The organism is Devosia sp. (genome assembly GCF_040509215.1).
In the GTDB taxonomy this organism is placed as follows: Bacteria; Pseudomonadota; Alphaproteobacteria; order Rhizobiales; family Devosiaceae; genus Devosia.
Window position 1 is genome coordinate 1 of record NZ_JBEVLL010000230.1, and the last position, 15,956, is coordinate 15,956.

Consider the following 15,956-nt stretch of genomic DNA (forward strand, 5'->3'; position numbering starts at 1 on the left):
GGTGCGCAACTTTTCGACTTAACGAAACGTTACTCTGCCATGGTTCGTGCAGACGGCTCGCTCGTCTCGGGTCCACACCAGGGGTCGATCCACAAGGTCGGCGCATTGGTTCAGGGAGCTGAGGCATGCAACGGGTGGACCTTCTGGCACCACGACTTTCTTGGCGTATCCGAGCCCATCGATGTCCTCCGGGCCAGTGTTCGCCAAAAACTTGATTTGCTTTCTGCCTGATCCTGACCTCCAATCACGTCTCAGGCTCTATAACTGGCCGCCGGTTTGCCCCGGCGGCCTTTTTGTTTGTTACCGTGTGGCCAAAGCGATCGTGACCTAGCTAGTCTTGCCGGGCATCCAACTGGATACAATCCACCAAGCTAAACTCCTTGCTCAACGGCGTTTTCACTGCTTAATGAGGTCGTAGAATTATTAGAGGGTGAGCAATTTGGCGGGCGACATTGACCCCACGATAGAACCCGACGGCTCACCCGAATTGCCACTGGCGCAGGTCGCTAAAGGAAAGCGCTCCGCTTATTTGGGAGCATTTAGAGCCCTTACAGAGAAGGAGATCACCACTCCTGCAGTAGCAATGACGCTGATAGAGCGTGTTGAGCAGTTAGAAGCCGAGAAGGCGCAGCTGGGCATCTACAAAGACAAGTATCACGAGATAGACAAAGAACTTGCCGTCCTTCGGGCGAACCACGGCGGTAATCTGGGGAATGACTTAGTGTTTGGCGTGACCCTGTCCGCTGGCTTCGCCGCCATTGGCTATGCCCCGTCGGTGTGGGATCAGAAGGGTGCCGGTGGAGTACTGCTGGCCATTGGGATCGTCGTAGTTTTAGTCGGTATAGCAGCGAGGGCTGTCCGCAAGTGACCCTGAGTATCAGAAATGTCGTGGATGCCGGACTGATAGACTCTGAGCGCCTTGTGCTTCGGATGGACCCTGGGGGCGACCTTGGCGACTATGCGGTACTTCTAACGTATACAGACGAAAGCGGAGCTCTCAAGACGGGCGTAAAGGCCGCTTTCTGGTTTCCTTACAAGGAGGTCGCTGCCGGCTCCCTCGTCGTTATTTATACGAAGGCCGGCGAAGAGAAAATCCGCGAGCGGAAAGACGGCGGTCATACCTACTTTTACTATTGGGGTGAAACCGAACCATTGTGGGACGACAAGGCCACAACCGCAATCTTATTGAACGCACCAAATTGGACCAAGTATCAGAACTTGGGCGAAGAGGATGCGGAGGAATAAGGGGGCGATGTCCGGCAACTGTGCGATTTAATCGAATGCACCGCGCCGAACCAATCCCTACTAAGGCGAAATCAACTCAACCGTCGGAAAATATGCCCGATACCGCCCCTCGTCGCGCGTCAATAGCGGCAGCCTAGCCACCGCGGCGTGCGCGCCAATAAAGAAGTCCGGCAACACACCACTTCGAGTCCCGCCCGCTTTGCGATACTGCGCAAAGACCTTGCCGGCGAGGAACAATGCCGGCCGCGGCAAGCCAACCATTTCCAGTCCCGCCATGCCGATGAATTCGTCCAGCAACTCAACCCGCTCGTAGCGGACGCTGAGTTCGGCATAGACGACATAATTGATAAAAAGTGGACCGCGCAGGCTGGCCGTCTCGAGCGAAGCGATCGACCAGTCCGCCCATTGCGGGTCAGCGGTTACAAGATCGAGCAGGACATTGGTATCGACCAATGTCACGGCTCAGCCCGCGTCAACGCCATGAGTTCTTCCGTCGTCATGCCTGCACCAGCGTGCCCTAGAAGCTTGGCAAACCGGCTGGACGGCTTTGCCTCCGCAGGCTCGATCAAAATCTGACCGTCCGCCGTGCGGCGGAAATCCACCTGACTGCCGGGTACGATCCCCAAATGGTCCCGCACGGATTTTGGTATGGTCACCTGACCCTTGGTGGTGACGGTCGCGCTCATGGCTCACCTCGGTAATACCTATTTAAAAATAGGTATTACCTCATGCAGAAAAAATCAATACGTGCGCGGTGGGCAGCGCTAGGCACAAACCCAATATGCAGTCATTCTGTGGTAGGGAGAGATCCAGAAATGATCCGTCTGTCGCTCGTCATTTGCCTCATGTCGCTGACGTCGGTTTCCGCGCAGGAGACCTTTTTCGCCGAGGGCGACTTCGAATGTCTTTCGGATTTAGACGGGCCGGAAACCTATCACGGCACCCTTCGGGTCGAGAGCGGCCCTGGCTATGGCTGGCTTGATCCCGACACGGCGACTGTTCTCAAGACTGTTCCGTTGCAGGTTCCTGGGGATGGCCAGGTGATCTTTGGCCAGGACTTTGCCGAGCACATATCCCCGGGGTCATTCTATCTTACGGGCTACTACAACGAGGAATTCTACGCCTATGAGGCGTCCGTCGCGACCGATGATCGCGTCCTCGATGTGATGTGCACCTTCGTCTATTGAGGTCAGCGTCCCTCTAACGTCGAGGAACTATTCCAGTCCGGCCTGCGCGAGCACTTTTCGGAAGAGCGTCGGCAGCGCCTCGCCCTTCAAGGCCGATGGCGGGCTCCACCATCCATTCTCAAAGTGTTCCGGAGTGACTTCCGCCGACCAGATTTCCAACTCCAGCCGGAAATGGGTGAAGATATGCACCACCTGACCCCGATGCCGCCAATTGGCCGGGATGGGATGAGCGACCTCGCAAAGCTCACCCGTCCAGTCCGACGTCGGCACTTCCGTCATGCCACCCAGCAGCCCTTTGCCCGGCCGCGATTGCAGGTAAACGTCGCCTCCAGCATCAGTCATAACAAAGGCATGGCCACGCCGCACCGGACGCTCGGCCTTGATTGGTTTTATAGGATAAAGCGTCGGTTCGCCCTCTCGCGCAGCCCGGCAATCGGGCTGCAGCGGGCAGATCAGGCACGAAGCCACGCGCGGGGCGCAGATGGTCGCGCCGAGATCCATCATCGCCTGCGCAAAATCGCCTGATCGCTCCGGCACGCTTTGCTGCAATGCGGCGCGCAGTTCGTCCTTGGCCTCGCGCACCGGCACATCAAGCGCATAATAGCGCGCTAGGACGCGGTCGAGATTGCCGTCGAGCACGGCAATCCGCTCGTCAAAGCAGATCGCCGCAATAGCCGCACTGGTATAGGCACCGATCCCCGGCAAGGTCTGTAAGCCTTCCGAGGTTTTCGGAAAGACGCCACCATGCTCGTCCACCACCGCCTTGGCGCAGGCATGGAGGTTTCGCGCCCGCGCATAGTAGCCAAGCCCCGCCCATTCGCGCAGCACAGCGTCAAGCGGAGCCGCTGCAAGATCAAAAACCGTCGGCCAGAGATGGGTAAAGCGCAGGAAATACTTTTGGACCGCCGCCACCGTCGTCTGCTGCAGCATTACCTCGCTGAGCCAGACTCGATAGGGGTCGGCATGCACACCCCTGGTCCGATCCGCCGGCGAAACACGCCAGGGCAGATCGCGGGCATGGCGATCATACCAGGCGAGCACGGCATCGGCGTCGATTGGGTGGGGGGCAAGGAGGGGCATGGCGGATGGATATAGTTTTTGGGGTGGGGGCTTCAAGCAGAATACCCCACCCACCGCGCGTCATCCTCGGGCTTGACCCGAGGACACTTCACTTGACGATGGCGGCGCAAGTGTAGAGCCCTCGGGTCAAGCCCGAGGGTGACGGCCTGATGATAAGGGTGGGGCCGCACGCGCCGCTTGCGTGTTGTTCGCCCCAGCGCTACTCCCACCACATGGCCGAAAAGGAACTGCCCGAACCCAAGCGCCGGAACAAGACGCTCAGCGTTGCTGACGTGCTCTCGGGCGCGCTCGATCCGGTGCTGAAAAAGCGCGGCTTTGCGACCAAGGACATCATCACCCATTGGCGGGTCATCGCCCCTCCGCCCTATGACCAGACCACCATGCCCGACAAGCTGATCTGGCCGCGCAGCGCCGGCCATGGCCACGAGGGCGCCGTGCTTTATCTGCGGTGCGGTCCGGGCCAGGCCTTGTTCGTGCAGCATGCCGCCCCCGAAATCGCCCAGACGGTCAATCGCTACTTCGGCTATCATCTCGTCAACGAGGTGCGCCTCTCGGCCGAGCTATTCACGCCCGGTTCAGGCGCCAAGGCGCAAAAGAACAGGCAACCGAGCCAGAGCGAAATCGCAAAGGTCGGCACCGCGGTCGAAAAGATCGAGGATACTGATCTGCGGGAAGCGTTGCGGGCACTTGGCCTGGCGCTCTCCGGCAGGTCGGAGCCAAAGGGCAGATAAGCATGTCCCCGAAAGTGCTTACCGGTTTCGGGATCATCATGTGCGAAGCGGATAGTCCGTTCACCCCCAAGTGATAATCGTGCCCACTTGCCGACACCAAGCCCATGTGTAGTGTCGCGCAGAACAATAATCAGGAGCCTGACACGTGAAGTTCAACCGCCGTGAGACCCTCATCCTTGCCGCCTCTGCTTCGGCACTGAGCCTTTGTGGCCTTACTTCGGCCCAGGCGGCCGAGGGCGACGTTGTCGACCAGGCCAAGCTCCTCGCGCCGACCGGCGGCATCGCCGACAAGGTGCTGGGCAATCCCGACGCTCCGGTCACGGTCATCGAATATGCTTCGCCGACCTGCCCGCATTGCGCCACCTTCCACAACACCGTCTATGAGCCGTTCAAGGCCGAGTATGTCGATACCGGCAAGGTCAAGTTCATCCTGCGCCCCTTCGTGCGCAACGTGCTCGATGCCGCCATCTTCATGCTGGCCGAAGCTGCGGGCGAGACCAACTACCACAACATCATCTCGACCTATTTCAAGACGCAGGGCGAATGGGGCGTTTCCGAAACCCCGCGCGACGCGATCTACACCATCGCGACCCAGCTTGGTTTTACCAAGGAAAGTTTCGACGCTGCCTTGACGAATCAGGACCTGTTCACTGGCATGGAAGCCATGCGCGAACAGGCGCTGAACGAATTCGGGCTCCAGGGCACGCCGACCTTCTATGTCAATGGCAAGACGCTTTCCGGTGACAAGACGCTCGAGCAGCTCGCTGCTGAGATCGACCCGCTTGTGCCCGCCGATTTCGTCGCTCCTGCCGCTGGCGCTGCTGCGACCCCTGCCCCGGCAACCGATGCAATGGCACCGGCCACCGACGCCATGGCGCCCGCTGCTGACGCAATGGCACCGGCTCCGGGCGCTGACGCAATGGCTCCGGCCGCTCCTGCGCAATAAGCTCAGCCTACTCGATTGGCACCTCTCCCTTGATGGGGGAGGTTGGGAAGGGGTGTTGACTGGCTCAACACCCCGTCTCCTTTTCAGGCGGCTGGACGCATGAAGTTCTCCCGCCTCAAACTCCATGGCTTCAAAAGCTTTTCCGACGAGACCACCCTCGTCATGGAACCGGGCCTGACCGGCATTGTCGGCCCCAATGGCTGCGGCAAGTCCAACCTTGTCGAAGCCATGCGCTGGGTCATGGGTGAAAACTCATACAAGGCCATGCGCGCCTCGGGCATGGATGACGTCATCTTTTCGGGCTCCGGCAATCGGCCCGGCCGCAATTCGGCCGAGGTGACGCTGGTCCTCGACAATTCCGACCGCACCGCCCCCGCCGCGCTCAACACCGCCGACGTTCTCGAAGTCACCCGCCGCATCGAGCGCGAGGCCGGCTCGGTCTATCGCGTCAACGGCAAGGAAGTGCGCGCCCGCGACGTGCAACTGCTCTTTGCCGATGCGTCCACGGGCGCCCATTCCCCCGCCATGGTCCGGCAGGGCCAGATCGGCGAGTTGATCGCGGCAAAGCCAACCGCCCGCCGCGCCCTTCTCGAAGAAGCCGCCGGCATTTCCGGCCTCCATTCCCGCCGACACGAAGCCGAACTGCGCCTCCGCGCCGCCGAGGGCAATCTCGAGCGCGTCGACGACATCATCGGCCAGATCAGCAGCCAGCTCGACACGCTAAAACGCCAGGCCCGCCTCGCCATCCGCTATCGCAGCCTCTCGGGCGACATCCGCCGCGCCGAGGCGACGCTCTTTCACATCCGCTGGGTCGCCACCCGGGCGGCTGAGAAGGACGGCGAAGCCGCCCAGGCCGTCCTCATCCGCAAGCTGGCCGACGCCACCCATGCCGAGCGCATGGCACAAAAGAACGTCGAACAGGCCGAAGCCGCCCTCGCCCCCCTCCGCGAACGCGAAGCCGTTACCTCGGCGATCCTCCAGCGCTACAAGATCCTCTTCGAGCAATTGAGCGAAGAATCGCGCCGCCTGCAGCAGCGCCGCACCGAACTCGAAGAACGTCTCAGGCAGATTTCTCAGGACGGCAGCCGCGAACGCGAACTGGTCAGCGAAAGCGAAGCGAGCCTTGCCGCCTATGCCGAAGAGCAGGAGCGCATCGAGGCCGAAGAAGAAGAGGCCGTGGAGAGCCTCGAAGCCGCCCGCCGCGAGGCCGACGAAGCCCGCGCCGCCGCAGCCTCGGCCGAAACCGAATCCCGCCTCCTCAGTGATCGCCTAGCCCAGATGCGCGTCCGCCGCGGCCAGGCCCAGCGTGCCGTCGCCGATGCCGACCTCCGCCTCGAACGCCTGACCCGCGAAATCGCCGGCGTCGAAGCCGACATGGCCAAAATCGCCGAAACCATTGCCGGCGACGAAACCTTGATGCGCCATCAGGACGCGCTCGAAGCTGCGCACGAAGAAGCCGAGATCGCCGAAAGCGCCGCCCTCACCGCCGAGGAAGAAGCCGCCGCCGCCCAGCAAAAGCTCGACGAGATGCGGCCCCGCCTCGCCGAACTCGACGCACTGGTAACCGGCCTTGAAGCCGAAGCCTCGACCCTCGGCAAAATGCTCAATGTCGGCTCCAGCCTCTGGCCCGCCATTGTCGACGAGTTGAAGGTCGAACCCGGCTACGAAACCGCCCTCGGCGCCGCCCTCGGCGACGATCTCGATGCGTCCTCCGATGCCGGCGCGCCACTCCACTGGTCCATCGCCATCGAAGGCTATGACGATCCACCGCTGCCGCAAGGCGCCGAACCACTTTCCCGCTACGTCACCGGCACGCCGCTTCTCAGGCGCCGCCTCGACCAGATCGGACTCGTCAGCGACATCGTCGGCCCCGGCCTCATGCCCGCCCTCTGGCCCGGCCAGCGCCTCGTCACGCTCGAAGGCGCCATGTGGCGCTGGGATGGTTTCGTCGCCGCTGCCGATGCGCCAACCGCCGCCGCCCTCCGCCTCTCGCAGCGCAATCGCCTCGCCGAGCTCGACGAGGAAGTTCTGCGCGCCAAGGCCGAGCGAAACGCCTTCCGCCGCGACATCGACACGCAAACTTCTGCCCTCGATCTCGCCCGCCAGGCCGAACGCGCCCGGCGTGAGGACTGGCGCAAGGCCCAGCACGCCATCAGCCTCGCGCAAACCGAACTCGACCGCGCCCTCCGCGCCCAGGGCGAACTCGCCTCCCGCCGCTCCGCCCTTGAGGAAGCGCACACCCGCCTCCGCGCCAACCTCAGCGAAGCCGAAGCCGCCCGCGAAGAAGCCGCCATTATCCTCGAAGAATCAGGCGAGGAAGACGATCTCGTCTATCGCCTCGAAGAAGAGCACGAGCGCCTCGCCGCCCTTCGCGAACGTGCCGATCAGGCCCGTCTCAAACTCGGCAGCTTCGAAAGCGCCGCCCGCATGCGCGCCTCTCGGCTCGATCAACTCGCCCGCGACCGCGCCTCCTGGCAGCGTCGCTTCGATGGCGCCGCCGCCCAGCTCGCCACCCTCGACCAGCGCACCGCCGCCGTACAAGCCCAGCTCGACGAACTCGATGCCGCCCCCGAAGGCTTTGCTGATCGCCGCGCCCAGCTCGAAGACCAGATCGAAGACGCCAATCTCGACCACCAGGAAGCCAGCGACCGTTTTAACGCCGCCCAGACCGCCTGGCGCGAGCACGAAAAATCCCTGCGCTCGACCGCCGAAGCCCTTGCCGAGGTCCGCATCGAGTTGACCCGCATCGAAGAGCGCCTGAAAGGCTCGATGGCCCAGCGCCAGCAGATCGAGCGTCAGGTCGAAGAAAGCCTCGGCATTCCCGCCAGCCGCACTTTGGAAGCCTCAGGCATCCGCCCCGAAGAAGCCCTGCCGCCCGAAACGGCAACCGAGCAAAAGCTCGAACGCCTCAAATCCGAGCGCGAACGCCTCGGCGGGGTCAATCTCTCGGCCGAAAAAGAAGCCGAAGAGGTTCAGGAAAAGCTCGATACCATGGTCGCCGACCGCGACGACCTCATCGAAGCCATCGCCAAGCTGCGCGGCGGCATTGCCGCGCTCAACCGCGAGGGCCGCGCCCGCCTCTCCGAAGCCTTCGGCAAGGTCAACGCCTTCTTCCAGGAGCTGTTCACCACCCTCTTCGGCGGTGGCACAGCCGAACTCACCTTCGTTGAGAGCGACGACCCGCTCGAAGCCGGTCTCGAAATCATCGCTCGCCCACCGGGCAAAAAGCCGCAGACCATGACGCTCCTATCAGGCGGCGAACAGGCGCTCACCGCCATGAGCCTGATCTTTGCGGTGTTCCTCACCAATCCCGCGCCCATTTGCGTCCTCGACGAAGTCGACGCCCCGCTCGACGACGCCAATGTCGAGCGCTTCTGCAATCTCCTCGACAGCATGCGCCAGCGCACCAATACGCGGTTCATGGTCATCACCCACAATCCGATCACCATGAGCCGCGTCGACCGCCTCTTCGGCGTTACCATGGCCGAACGCGGCGTATCGCAGCTCGTATCGGTCGATCTGCAAACGGCCGAAAGTTTCCGCGAAGTCGTCTGACGGCCCCGGAAGCGCCCAGGGAATCTCCTTCCCAGCCACGACTCCACCACAATTGAGCTGTGGACAGCATGCCGCACCCTTGGATTTCGTTGAAATCACACGGCAAATCAAAGGCTTACCAGATCGTTACCCGCCTTGACACTATTTAGGGTCGCCACTATGTTGCGCCCGACCTGAATAGGCATCCGGACCAATCCGGAAAAAGGCAGGCCAAGGGGGAGTAAGCGGATGGAAAAACCGCCCAAAATCCAGGGCCAGCCCGAAAATGCCACAGAGGCGACGCGTGATCTTGCATCGCGCATTGCTTCAGCCAAGCAGGAACGGCACCTTGAGGACAATAGATCCTCGGGTAACGATCCTGGGCAGATGAGCGGTATGGCGCGCGGCATGCGCATCGGAACCGAGTTCATCGCCGCAATTCTGGTGGGGACCGGCTTCGGTTACCTCATCGATCTTGGCCTGGGAACCAGCCCCTGGGGCTTGCTCATCATGTTTTTGGTGGGCTTTGCCGCTGGAATACTCAATGTCACCCGTGTGGTGGCGCAAATGAACGCCGCTTCGCCTCTCCCGCCCGTTTCGGCCGGGGCAGACGAAACAGAAAAATGATGACGTTTAGAGGGCTCTATCTTGGCCGGTACTGATCCGATCCACCAGTTCGTCATCCAGGACATGTTCCCCATTCACCTTGGTGGTGATGGCACCGCAGGCAGTGGCCTGAACTTTTCCTTTACCAACTCTTCGCTGTTCATGGTGGCGACGGTCGCGGTTATTTCGCTGTACCTGATCCTGACCACCTCGGCGAAAAGCGTCGTTCCGGGCCGCGCGCAGCTCGTCAGCGAACTGCTTTACGGGTTCGTGGCAAACATGGTGCGAAGCGCCGCGGGCACCGCGGGCATGACCTTCTTCCCGCTGGTCTTCTCGCTCTTCACCTTCATTTTCGTAGCCAACATGTTCGGCATGGTGCCCTACTTCTTCACGGTCACCAGCCACATCATCGTTACCTTCGCTCTCTCGATGCTGGTCTTCCTGACCGTCGTCATCTACGGCTTCCTCAAGAACGGTCCGAAGTTCCTCAAGCTCTTCGTTCCCTCGGGCGTGCCGGGCTACATCCTTCCCATCGTGGCGCCGATCGAGTTCATCTCCTTCATGAGCCGCCCGATTTCGCTCTCCGTGCGTCTGTTCGGCAATATCCTGGCCGGTCACATCACGCTCAAAGTCTTCACCGGCTTCATCGTCACCATGAGCTCGCTGGGTTTCCTCGGCATTCTCGGTTCGGCGCTGCCGCTGATCATGGCCATCGCACTTACTGGCCTCGAATTTCTCGTCGGTGCTGTTCAGGCGTACGTCTTCGCCGTCCTGACCTGCATGTATCTCAACGACGCGATCCATCCGTCTCACTAACTACCACTTACGGCGGGCTGTTCCGCCAGAACCCCGCTAGAGTCGCTTGAAAGGACTAAAAAATGGAAGCTGAAGCCGCAAAGTTCATCGGTGCCGGTATTGCTTGTTTCGGTATGGCCGGCGCCGCTATTGGCGTGGCTAACATCTTCGGTAGCTTCCTGACGGGCGCACTGCGCAATCCGTCGGCTGCTCCCAGCCAGTTCTCGAACCTGATCTTCGGCTTCGCCGTTACCGAAGCTCTGGGCATCTTCTCGTTCCTGGTTGCTCTGATCCTGCTGTTCGTCGCCTAATTCTGGCAACCTACGTTTTACGCAGCCGGGGCTATTCCCGGCTGCGCGTTCTTGTCCGGCCACGGCCGGTTGACCGGATTTTACGGGACCTCACCTGATGGTAACGCAAGTTTACGCCCAGGAAGCGGCTGCACCGGCCGAAGAGCATGTGGAAGACGCAGCGCATGGCGCCGCCGATACCCATGCCGATCCGACCGCTGACACCCATGCCACCACCGAAGCTCATGGTGGCGAGCACGATTCAGGCGTTTTCCCGCCCTTCGACCCCGCGACCTTTCCAAGCCAGCTGCTCTGGCTCGCCATCACCTTTGGCGTGCTCTATGTGCTGATGAGCAAGGTTGCCCTGCCGCGCATCGGCAGCATTCTTGAAAATCGCAAGAGCATTGTCGACGCAGACCTCGCTGCCGCCGATGCCTCCCGCCAGAAGACCGACGCTGCCATTGCCGCCTACGAGACGGCCCTGGCCAATGCGCGCTCCAAGGCTCAGGGTATTGCCAACGAGACCCGTGAGACGATCCAGGCCGATCTCGCTGCCAAGCGCAGCGCCGTCGAAGCCGATCTGACCACCAAGGTGACCGAGGCCGAGACCCGCATCGCTGCCACCAAGCGCGATGCCCTGACCCATGTCGACGAGATCGCCACCGAAACGGCCCAGTCCGTCGTTGGCCAGATCATCGGCGATGTGTCGGCCGACAGCGTCCGCGCTGCCGTCGCCAAGGCCAGCAAGGAGTAAGCGGCAATGGAACTCGACAACTCGTTCTACGCACTCGTCGCCCTCGTCATCTTCATCGGCATGGCGCTGTTCTTCGGCATCCCGCGTATCGTGGGCAAGATGCTCGACGGGCAGATCCAGAAGATCGCCGACGAACTGGCCCAGGCCAAGAAGCTGCGCGAAGAAGCTGCTGCCCTGCTCGTTGAATACGAGCAGAAGCGCGTCGCCGCCGAAAGCGAAGCCCAGGGCATCATCGCTGCCGCTCAGGAAGAAGCCACCCGCTTCACCGCCGAAGCTCAGGCTGCGCTGGCCGATCTCGTGACCCGCCGCACCAAGGCCGTGGAAGACAAGATCGCCCAGGCCGAAGCCCAGGCCATCGGCGAAGTCCGCGCCCGCTCGGCCGATCTGGCCGTAGAAGCTGCCCGTCTCGTCCTCACCGACGAAATGAACAAGAAGGGCAGCCAGGTCGTCGACAAGGCCATCGCCGACGTAGCCGGTCGCCTGAACTAAGTTTTTTGTAACTTTGCAGAATTGAAAGGCGGGTCCTAGGGCTCGCCTTTTTTGTTTGTCCTGTGAACGGTCGGCATGGCGTCGCGCCGCTCTACCCTCCGTCGTCATTGCCGGGCTTGTCCCGGCAATCCATCTTGCCACGGGCATGGACCACCGGGACAAGCCCGGTGGTGACGACCAAGACAAAAGCTCCATAAACCCAAACGCCACTGAGACCTCATCCTGAGCCCTGTCGAAGGACGAGGGCAGGCACGCCTCCCGTGAACATCCCCACACTCCGCGTTGACGCCACCGCAATTTTTCCCCATGGTGCTCGGGACTGCGGGAGAGACTGGCTGAAAACGCCAGCGCCGAAGGAGCAACCGCCCCGGAAACTCTCAGGCAAAAGGACCGCAGTCAGGTCACAACTCTGGAAAGCAGGCCGCTTGCGGCCTCCCCGAAGGTAGCAACCGGCGCTCAGCTGGGAAATCTCTCAGGGCAAGGACAGAGGGGGCACGCATTCCCGCCACATGGGCGGAGCCTTGTCGTGTCGCCTTGAACCAGAGAGTGCCCATGGCCGAAACGCCCGTAGAAGACCTCAAGCACACCCCGCTCTATGAGCGCCACGTCGCCGCCGGCGGCCGCATCGTGCCCTTCGGTGGCTATGCCCTCCCCGTGCAATATCCCACCGGCATCATGACCGAGCACAAGTGGACGCGCGAAAACGCCGGCCTCTTCGATGTCAGCCATATGGGGCCAAGCTTTCTGGTCCTCAACGCCCCGACCGGCGATGCCGACGCCGATCACGCCGCCATTGCCGCAATCATCGAACCGCTCATCTGCGGCGACATTGCCGGCCTCAAACCCGGACAGATCCGCTACACGCTGCTCCTCAACGATTCCGGCGGCGCAATTGACGACCTGATGGTCGCCCGCTCCAGGACGCCCGGCACGCTCTTCATCGTCGTCAATGCCGGCACCAAGGAAGGCGACTTCGCCCGCATCGCTGCCGCAGCCGGCAACAAGGCCACCCTCAAGCGCGCCGACGATGGCGCCCTCCTCGCCCTCCAGGGCCCGGAAGCCGTCAACGTGATGGCTGCGCTCGTTCCCCCCGCCGCCGATCTGGGCTTCATGCAGTTCGGTGAGTTCGACTGGAACGGCACCTCGATCACCATTTCCCGCGCCGGCTATACCGGCGAAGACGGTTTTGAAGTTCTCGCCCCCGCGGCCATGTCGGTCGCCCTTTGGGACGAGCTTCTGGCCGATCCGCGCGTAAAACCCGTCGGTCTCGGCGCCCGCGATAGTCTCCGCCTCGAAGCCGGCCTGCCGCTTTATGGCCACGACCTCGACGAAACCGTCTCGCCGATCGAAGCCGATCTCGGCTTTGCCGTCTCAAAACGCCGCCGCGAAGCCGCCGACTTCCCCGGCGCCCAGCGTATCCTTGCCGAGCGCGACGGCAAACTCACCCGCAAACGCGTCGGCCTTCTCGTCGAAGGCGCCCCGGCCCGCGAGGGCGCCGAAATTCTCGATGCTTCCGGCAAGGCAATCGGGGTGGTCACCAGCGGTGGCTTCGCCCCATCGCTGGGCAAGGCCATCGCCCTCGGCTTCGTCTCTCCCGAGCACGCCGCCATTGGCACAAAGCTCCAGGTTTCGGTTCGCGGTCGCTCGCAGCCGGCCGAAGTCGTGCCGACACCCTTCGTTCCCCATCGCTATTTCCGCAAATCAGTCTGAGGCCCCAGCCATGACCACGAAATTCACGCCCGACCACGAATATATCCGCGTCGAGGGTTCGACCGGCATTGTCGGCATCACGCCCTATGCGCAGGAACAGCTCGGCGACATCGTCTTCGTCGAACTCCCTGCCGTCGGCAAGGTCCTCAAGAAGGGCGACGAAGCCGCCGTCGTCGAATCGGTTAAGGCCGCTTCCGAGATCTACGCGCCAGTAACCGGAACCATTGTCGAAGTTAACAGTCTGCTAACCAATGAGCCCGGGTTGGTGAACTCGGATTCCGAAGGCGCCGGCTGGATGTTCAAGATCGCCATCACCGATGCGAGCGAACTCGACACCCTCCTTGACGCCGACGGCTATGCGGAACTGACCCTCTGACCATGCGCTATCTCCCCCACTCTGCCCATGAACGCGCCGATATGCTCGGCGTCATCGGCGCCGCCGATATCGACGCGCTGTTCTCCGCCGTTCCCAAGTCGGCCCTGAAATCCTTCGACCTCGGCCTTCCAGCACACCAGCCGGAATTCCTCGTCGAAGCCCATATGCGCGCCCTCGCGAGCAAGAACCATGCGGCCGGCGATGGCCCGTTCTTCGTCGGCGCCGGCGCCTATAGGCACCACGTCCCGGCCACGGTCGACCATTTAATCCAGCGCTCCGAATGGCTTACGGCCTATACGCCCTACCAGCCGGAAATCTCGCAGGGCACCCTGCAGATGCTGTTCGAATTCCAGACCCAGGTCGCCAAGATCATGGGCATGGATGTCGCCAATGCCAGCCTTTATGACGGCTCCACCGGCACCGCCGAAGCCGTGCTGATGGCCCGCCGCCTGACGCGCAAGAACAAGATCGTGCTCTCCGGCGGCCTCCACCCGCATTATCGCGACGTGGTCAAAGCCTATCTCAAGGACGATCCGGATCTCGTCTGTCTCTCCCCCTCCCCCGAGGGTCAGGGCGACATTCTCCAGCAGATCGACGGCAACACCGCTGCCATCGTCATCCAGACCCCCGATTTCTACGGCCACCTGCGCGATCTCAAATCCGCAGCCGAAGCCGCCCACGCCCAGGGCGCGCTGCTGATTGTCGTGGTCACGGAAGTCGTCTCTTTAGGCCTCCTTGAGGCTCCTGGCGCACTTGGCGCCGATATCGTCGTGGCCGAAGGCCAGTCGATCGGCAATGCGCTCAATTTCGGCGGCCCCTATCTCGGCCTGATGGCCACGCGGAAGGAATTCATCCGCCAGATGCCCGGCCGTCTTTGCGGCGAAACCGTCGATGCCGATGGCAACCGAGGCTTCGTGCTGACGCTCTCGACGCGCGAGCAGCATATCCGCCGCGAAAAAGCGACGAGCAATATCTGCACCAATTCCGGCCTTTGCGCCCTCGCCTTCTCGATCCATATGGGTCTGCTCGGCGAAGCCGGCTTTGTCCGCCTCGCCCGTCTCAACCACTTCAACGCCATCAAACTCGCCGATGCCCTTGCCGGCGTGCCGGGCGTAGAAGTGCTCAACAAGACCTTCTTTAACGAGATGACCATTCGCACGACCCAGCCGGCCGCAAGCCTCGTCGAACGCCTCGCACGTCGTGGCATTCTCGCCGGTGTGCCGGTGAGCCGCTTGCTGCCCAATGACCGGAGCGTCGACAATCTCATCATCCTCGCGGCGACGGAATTGACCACCGACGCCGATATTGCCGCCCTCGCGGGCGCCCTGACGGAGGAACTGGCATGAGCATGAATACGCAAGGCCGCCCCACCGGCGTAGGCACCGTCGGCACCGGCGCTTCCGGCTCGGCACTCATCCCCGATGAACCGCTGCTGTTCGAAATCGGCGACACCGAGCATTCCGGCGTCGACCTGCCCGACGTAACGTTCAGCAATGATCGCCTCGGCGGGTTCGGTCGCAAGACCAAGCTCGACCTCGCCGGCCTCACCGAGCCCGAAGCCATGCGCCACTATGTGCGCCTCAGCCGCATGAACCACTCCATCGACAGCGGCATGTATCCGCTGGGCTCGTGCACGATGAAGCACAATCCGCGCCTCAACGAAAAGATCGCCCGCCTTCCAGGCTTCTCGGACATCCACCCGCTGCAGCCGGTTTCGACCGTGCAGGGCGCGCTGGAAATGATGAACCAGCTCAGCCACTGGCTGCTTACTCTCACCAATACCGCTGCCGTGGCCCTGTCGCCAAAGGCCGGCGCGCATGGCGAACTGCTGGGCATGATGGCCATCAAGGCCGCGCAGGAAGCTAAGGGCGAGGCGCACCGTACCGTCGTCCTCGTGCCCGAAAGCGCCCATGGCACCAATCCGGCAACCGCTGCCTTCCTCGGCTACACGGTAAAACCCGTGCCGGCCAAGGATGACGGCACTGTCGACGTCGAGGCAGTGAAAGCCGCCCTGTCGCCGGAAGTCGCTGCGATCATGCTGACCAATCCCAATACCTGCGGCCTCTTCGAGCCTCAGGTGATCGAGATTGCCAAGGCGGTGCACGATGCCGGCGCGTTCTTCTACTGCGATGGCGCCAATTTCAACGCCATCATGGGCGTCGTCCGCCCGGGCGATCTCGGCATCGACGCCATGCACATCAACCTGCACAAAA

Annotated in this window: 19 protein-coding genes and 1 riboswitch; of the genes, 16 read left to right on the forward strand and 3 right to left on the reverse strand. The window is 62.2% G+C overall.

Annotated elements, in window-relative coordinates; translation table 11 throughout:
• From ABW043_RS12700 to ABW043_RS12710, 3 genes are all read left to right on the forward strand, one after another.
• Positions 1 to 231, forward strand: a 231-nt coding sequence (locus tag ABW043_RS12700) for a restriction system modified-DNA reader domain-containing protein (RefSeq protein WP_502908642.1), incomplete at its 5' end; no start/stop codon positions are given.
• A gap of 208 nt (positions 232 to 439) precedes the next feature.
• Positions 440 to 868, forward strand: a complete 429-nt coding sequence (locus ABW043_RS12705; RefSeq protein WP_353921576.1) for a hypothetical protein — start codon at positions 440 to 442, stop codon at positions 866 to 868.
• Positions 865 to 1,245 carry a hypothetical protein gene (locus ABW043_RS12710; RefSeq protein ID WP_353921577.1) on the forward strand — a complete coding sequence of 127 codons (381 nt, stop codon included), beginning with the start codon at positions 865 to 867 and terminating at the stop codon, positions 1,243 to 1,245. Before ABW043_RS12705 ends, ABW043_RS12710 begins: the two co-directional genes overlap by 4 nt.
• 60 nt (positions 1,246 to 1,305) lie before the next feature.
• Here the strand turns inward: ABW043_RS12710 and ABW043_RS12715 are convergent, their stop codons facing one another.
• Positions 1,306 to 1,704 (reverse strand): type II toxin-antitoxin system VapC family toxin, encoded by a 399-nt coding sequence (locus ABW043_RS12715; protein ID WP_353921578.1) that lies wholly within the window; start codon positions 1,702 to 1,704, stop codon positions 1,306 to 1,308.
• The gene (locus ABW043_RS12720) at positions 1,701 to 1,931 is read right to left on the reverse strand and encodes an AbrB/MazE/SpoVT family DNA-binding domain-containing protein (protein WP_353921579.1); all 231 of its coding nucleotides are present in this window, start codon (positions 1,929 to 1,931) and stop codon (positions 1,701 to 1,703) included. Before ABW043_RS12720 ends, ABW043_RS12715 begins: the two co-directional genes overlap by 4 nt.
• A 129-nt stretch (positions 1,932 to 2,060) precedes the next feature.
• On the opposite strand from ABW043_RS12720, the gene ABW043_RS12725 reads away from it, so the two are divergent.
• The gene (locus ABW043_RS12725) at positions 2,061 to 2,432 is read left to right on the forward strand and encodes a hypothetical protein (RefSeq protein ID WP_353921580.1); all 372 of its coding nucleotides are present in this window, start codon (positions 2,061 to 2,063) and stop codon (positions 2,430 to 2,432) included.
• A gap of 27 nt (positions 2,433 to 2,459) precedes the next feature.
• On the opposite strand, the gene mutY is transcribed toward ABW043_RS12725, so the two are convergent.
• Entirely contained in the window at positions 2,460 to 3,512 is a 1,053-nt protein-coding gene (gene mutY / locus ABW043_RS12730) for an A/G-specific adenine glycosylase (protein ID WP_353921581.1), read from the reverse strand.
• A gap of 212 nt (positions 3,513 to 3,724) precedes the next feature.
• Between mutY and ABW043_RS12735 the strand changes: the two genes are divergently transcribed.
• From ABW043_RS12735 to ABW043_RS12790, 12 genes are all read left to right on the forward strand, one after another.
• Positions 3,725 to 4,243: a DUF721 domain-containing protein gene (locus ABW043_RS12735; RefSeq protein WP_353921582.1), complete on the forward strand. Its 519-nt coding sequence runs from the start codon at positions 3,725 to 3,727 to the stop codon at positions 4,241 to 4,243.
• A gap of 145 nt (positions 4,244 to 4,388) precedes the next feature.
• The gene (locus tag ABW043_RS12740; RefSeq protein WP_353921583.1) at positions 4,389 to 5,189 is read left to right on the forward strand and encodes a DsbA family protein; all 801 of its coding nucleotides are present in this window, start codon (positions 4,389 to 4,391) and stop codon (positions 5,187 to 5,189) included.
• 99 nt (positions 5,190 to 5,288) lie between these two features.
• On the forward strand, positions 5,289 to 8,744 hold the full coding sequence (locus ABW043_RS12745; protein WP_353921584.1) for a chromosome segregation SMC family protein: 3,456 nt from the start codon (positions 5,289 to 5,291) through the stop codon (positions 8,742 to 8,744).
• Between the two features lie 228 nt (positions 8,745 to 8,972).
• Positions 8,973 to 9,350: an AtpZ/AtpI family protein gene (locus tag ABW043_RS12750; RefSeq protein WP_353921585.1), complete on the forward strand. Its 378-nt coding sequence runs from the start codon at positions 8,973 to 8,975 to the stop codon at positions 9,348 to 9,350.
• Positions 9,351 to 9,371: 21 nt separating this feature from the next.
• Complete coding sequence (locus ABW043_RS12755) at positions 9,372 to 10,145, forward strand: F0F1 ATP synthase subunit A (RefSeq protein WP_449396634.1); 774 nt, start codon at positions 9,372 to 9,374, stop codon at positions 10,143 to 10,145.
• A 62-nt stretch (positions 10,146 to 10,207) separates the two neighbouring features.
• On the forward strand, positions 10,208 to 10,435 hold the full coding sequence (locus tag ABW043_RS12760; protein ID WP_046171556.1) for a F0F1 ATP synthase subunit C: 228 nt from the start codon (positions 10,208 to 10,210) through the stop codon (positions 10,433 to 10,435).
• 94 nt (positions 10,436 to 10,529) lie between these two features.
• Positions 10,530 to 11,168: a F0F1 ATP synthase subunit B gene (locus ABW043_RS12765; RefSeq protein ID WP_449396971.1), complete on the forward strand. Its 639-nt coding sequence runs from the start codon at positions 10,530 to 10,532 to the stop codon at positions 11,166 to 11,168.
• Positions 11,169 to 11,174: 6 nt separating this feature from the next.
• Positions 11,175 to 11,657: a F0F1 ATP synthase subunit B family protein gene (locus ABW043_RS12770; protein WP_353921587.1), complete on the forward strand. Its 483-nt coding sequence runs from the start codon at positions 11,175 to 11,177 to the stop codon at positions 11,655 to 11,657.
• Between the two features lie 312 nt (positions 11,658 to 11,969).
• A riboswitch (glycine riboswitch) is annotated at positions 11,970 to 12,060 on the forward strand.
• A gap of 149 nt (positions 12,061 to 12,209) precedes the next feature.
• Positions 12,210 to 13,367, forward strand: coding sequence for a glycine cleavage system aminomethyltransferase GcvT (gene gcvT / locus ABW043_RS12775; protein WP_353921588.1), 1,158 nt, complete (start codon positions 12,210 to 12,212; stop codon positions 13,365 to 13,367).
• A gap of 10 nt (positions 13,368 to 13,377) precedes the next feature.
• Positions 13,378 to 13,743 (forward strand): glycine cleavage system protein GcvH, encoded by a 366-nt coding sequence (gene gcvH, locus ABW043_RS12780; RefSeq protein WP_353921589.1) that lies wholly within the window; start codon positions 13,378 to 13,380, stop codon positions 13,741 to 13,743.
• A 2-nt stretch (positions 13,744 to 13,745) separates the two neighbouring features.
• Positions 13,746 to 15,089 carry an aminomethyl-transferring glycine dehydrogenase subunit GcvPA gene (gcvPA, locus tag ABW043_RS12785; protein ID WP_353921590.1) on the forward strand — a complete coding sequence of 448 codons (1,344 nt, stop codon included), beginning with the start codon at positions 13,746 to 13,748 and terminating at the stop codon, positions 15,087 to 15,089.
• Positions 15,086 to 15,956 (forward strand): aminotransferase class V-fold PLP-dependent enzyme (locus ABW043_RS12790; RefSeq protein WP_353921591.1); only part of this gene is annotated, 871 nt, incomplete at its 3' end. The genes gcvPA and ABW043_RS12790, both read left to right, overlap by 4 nt.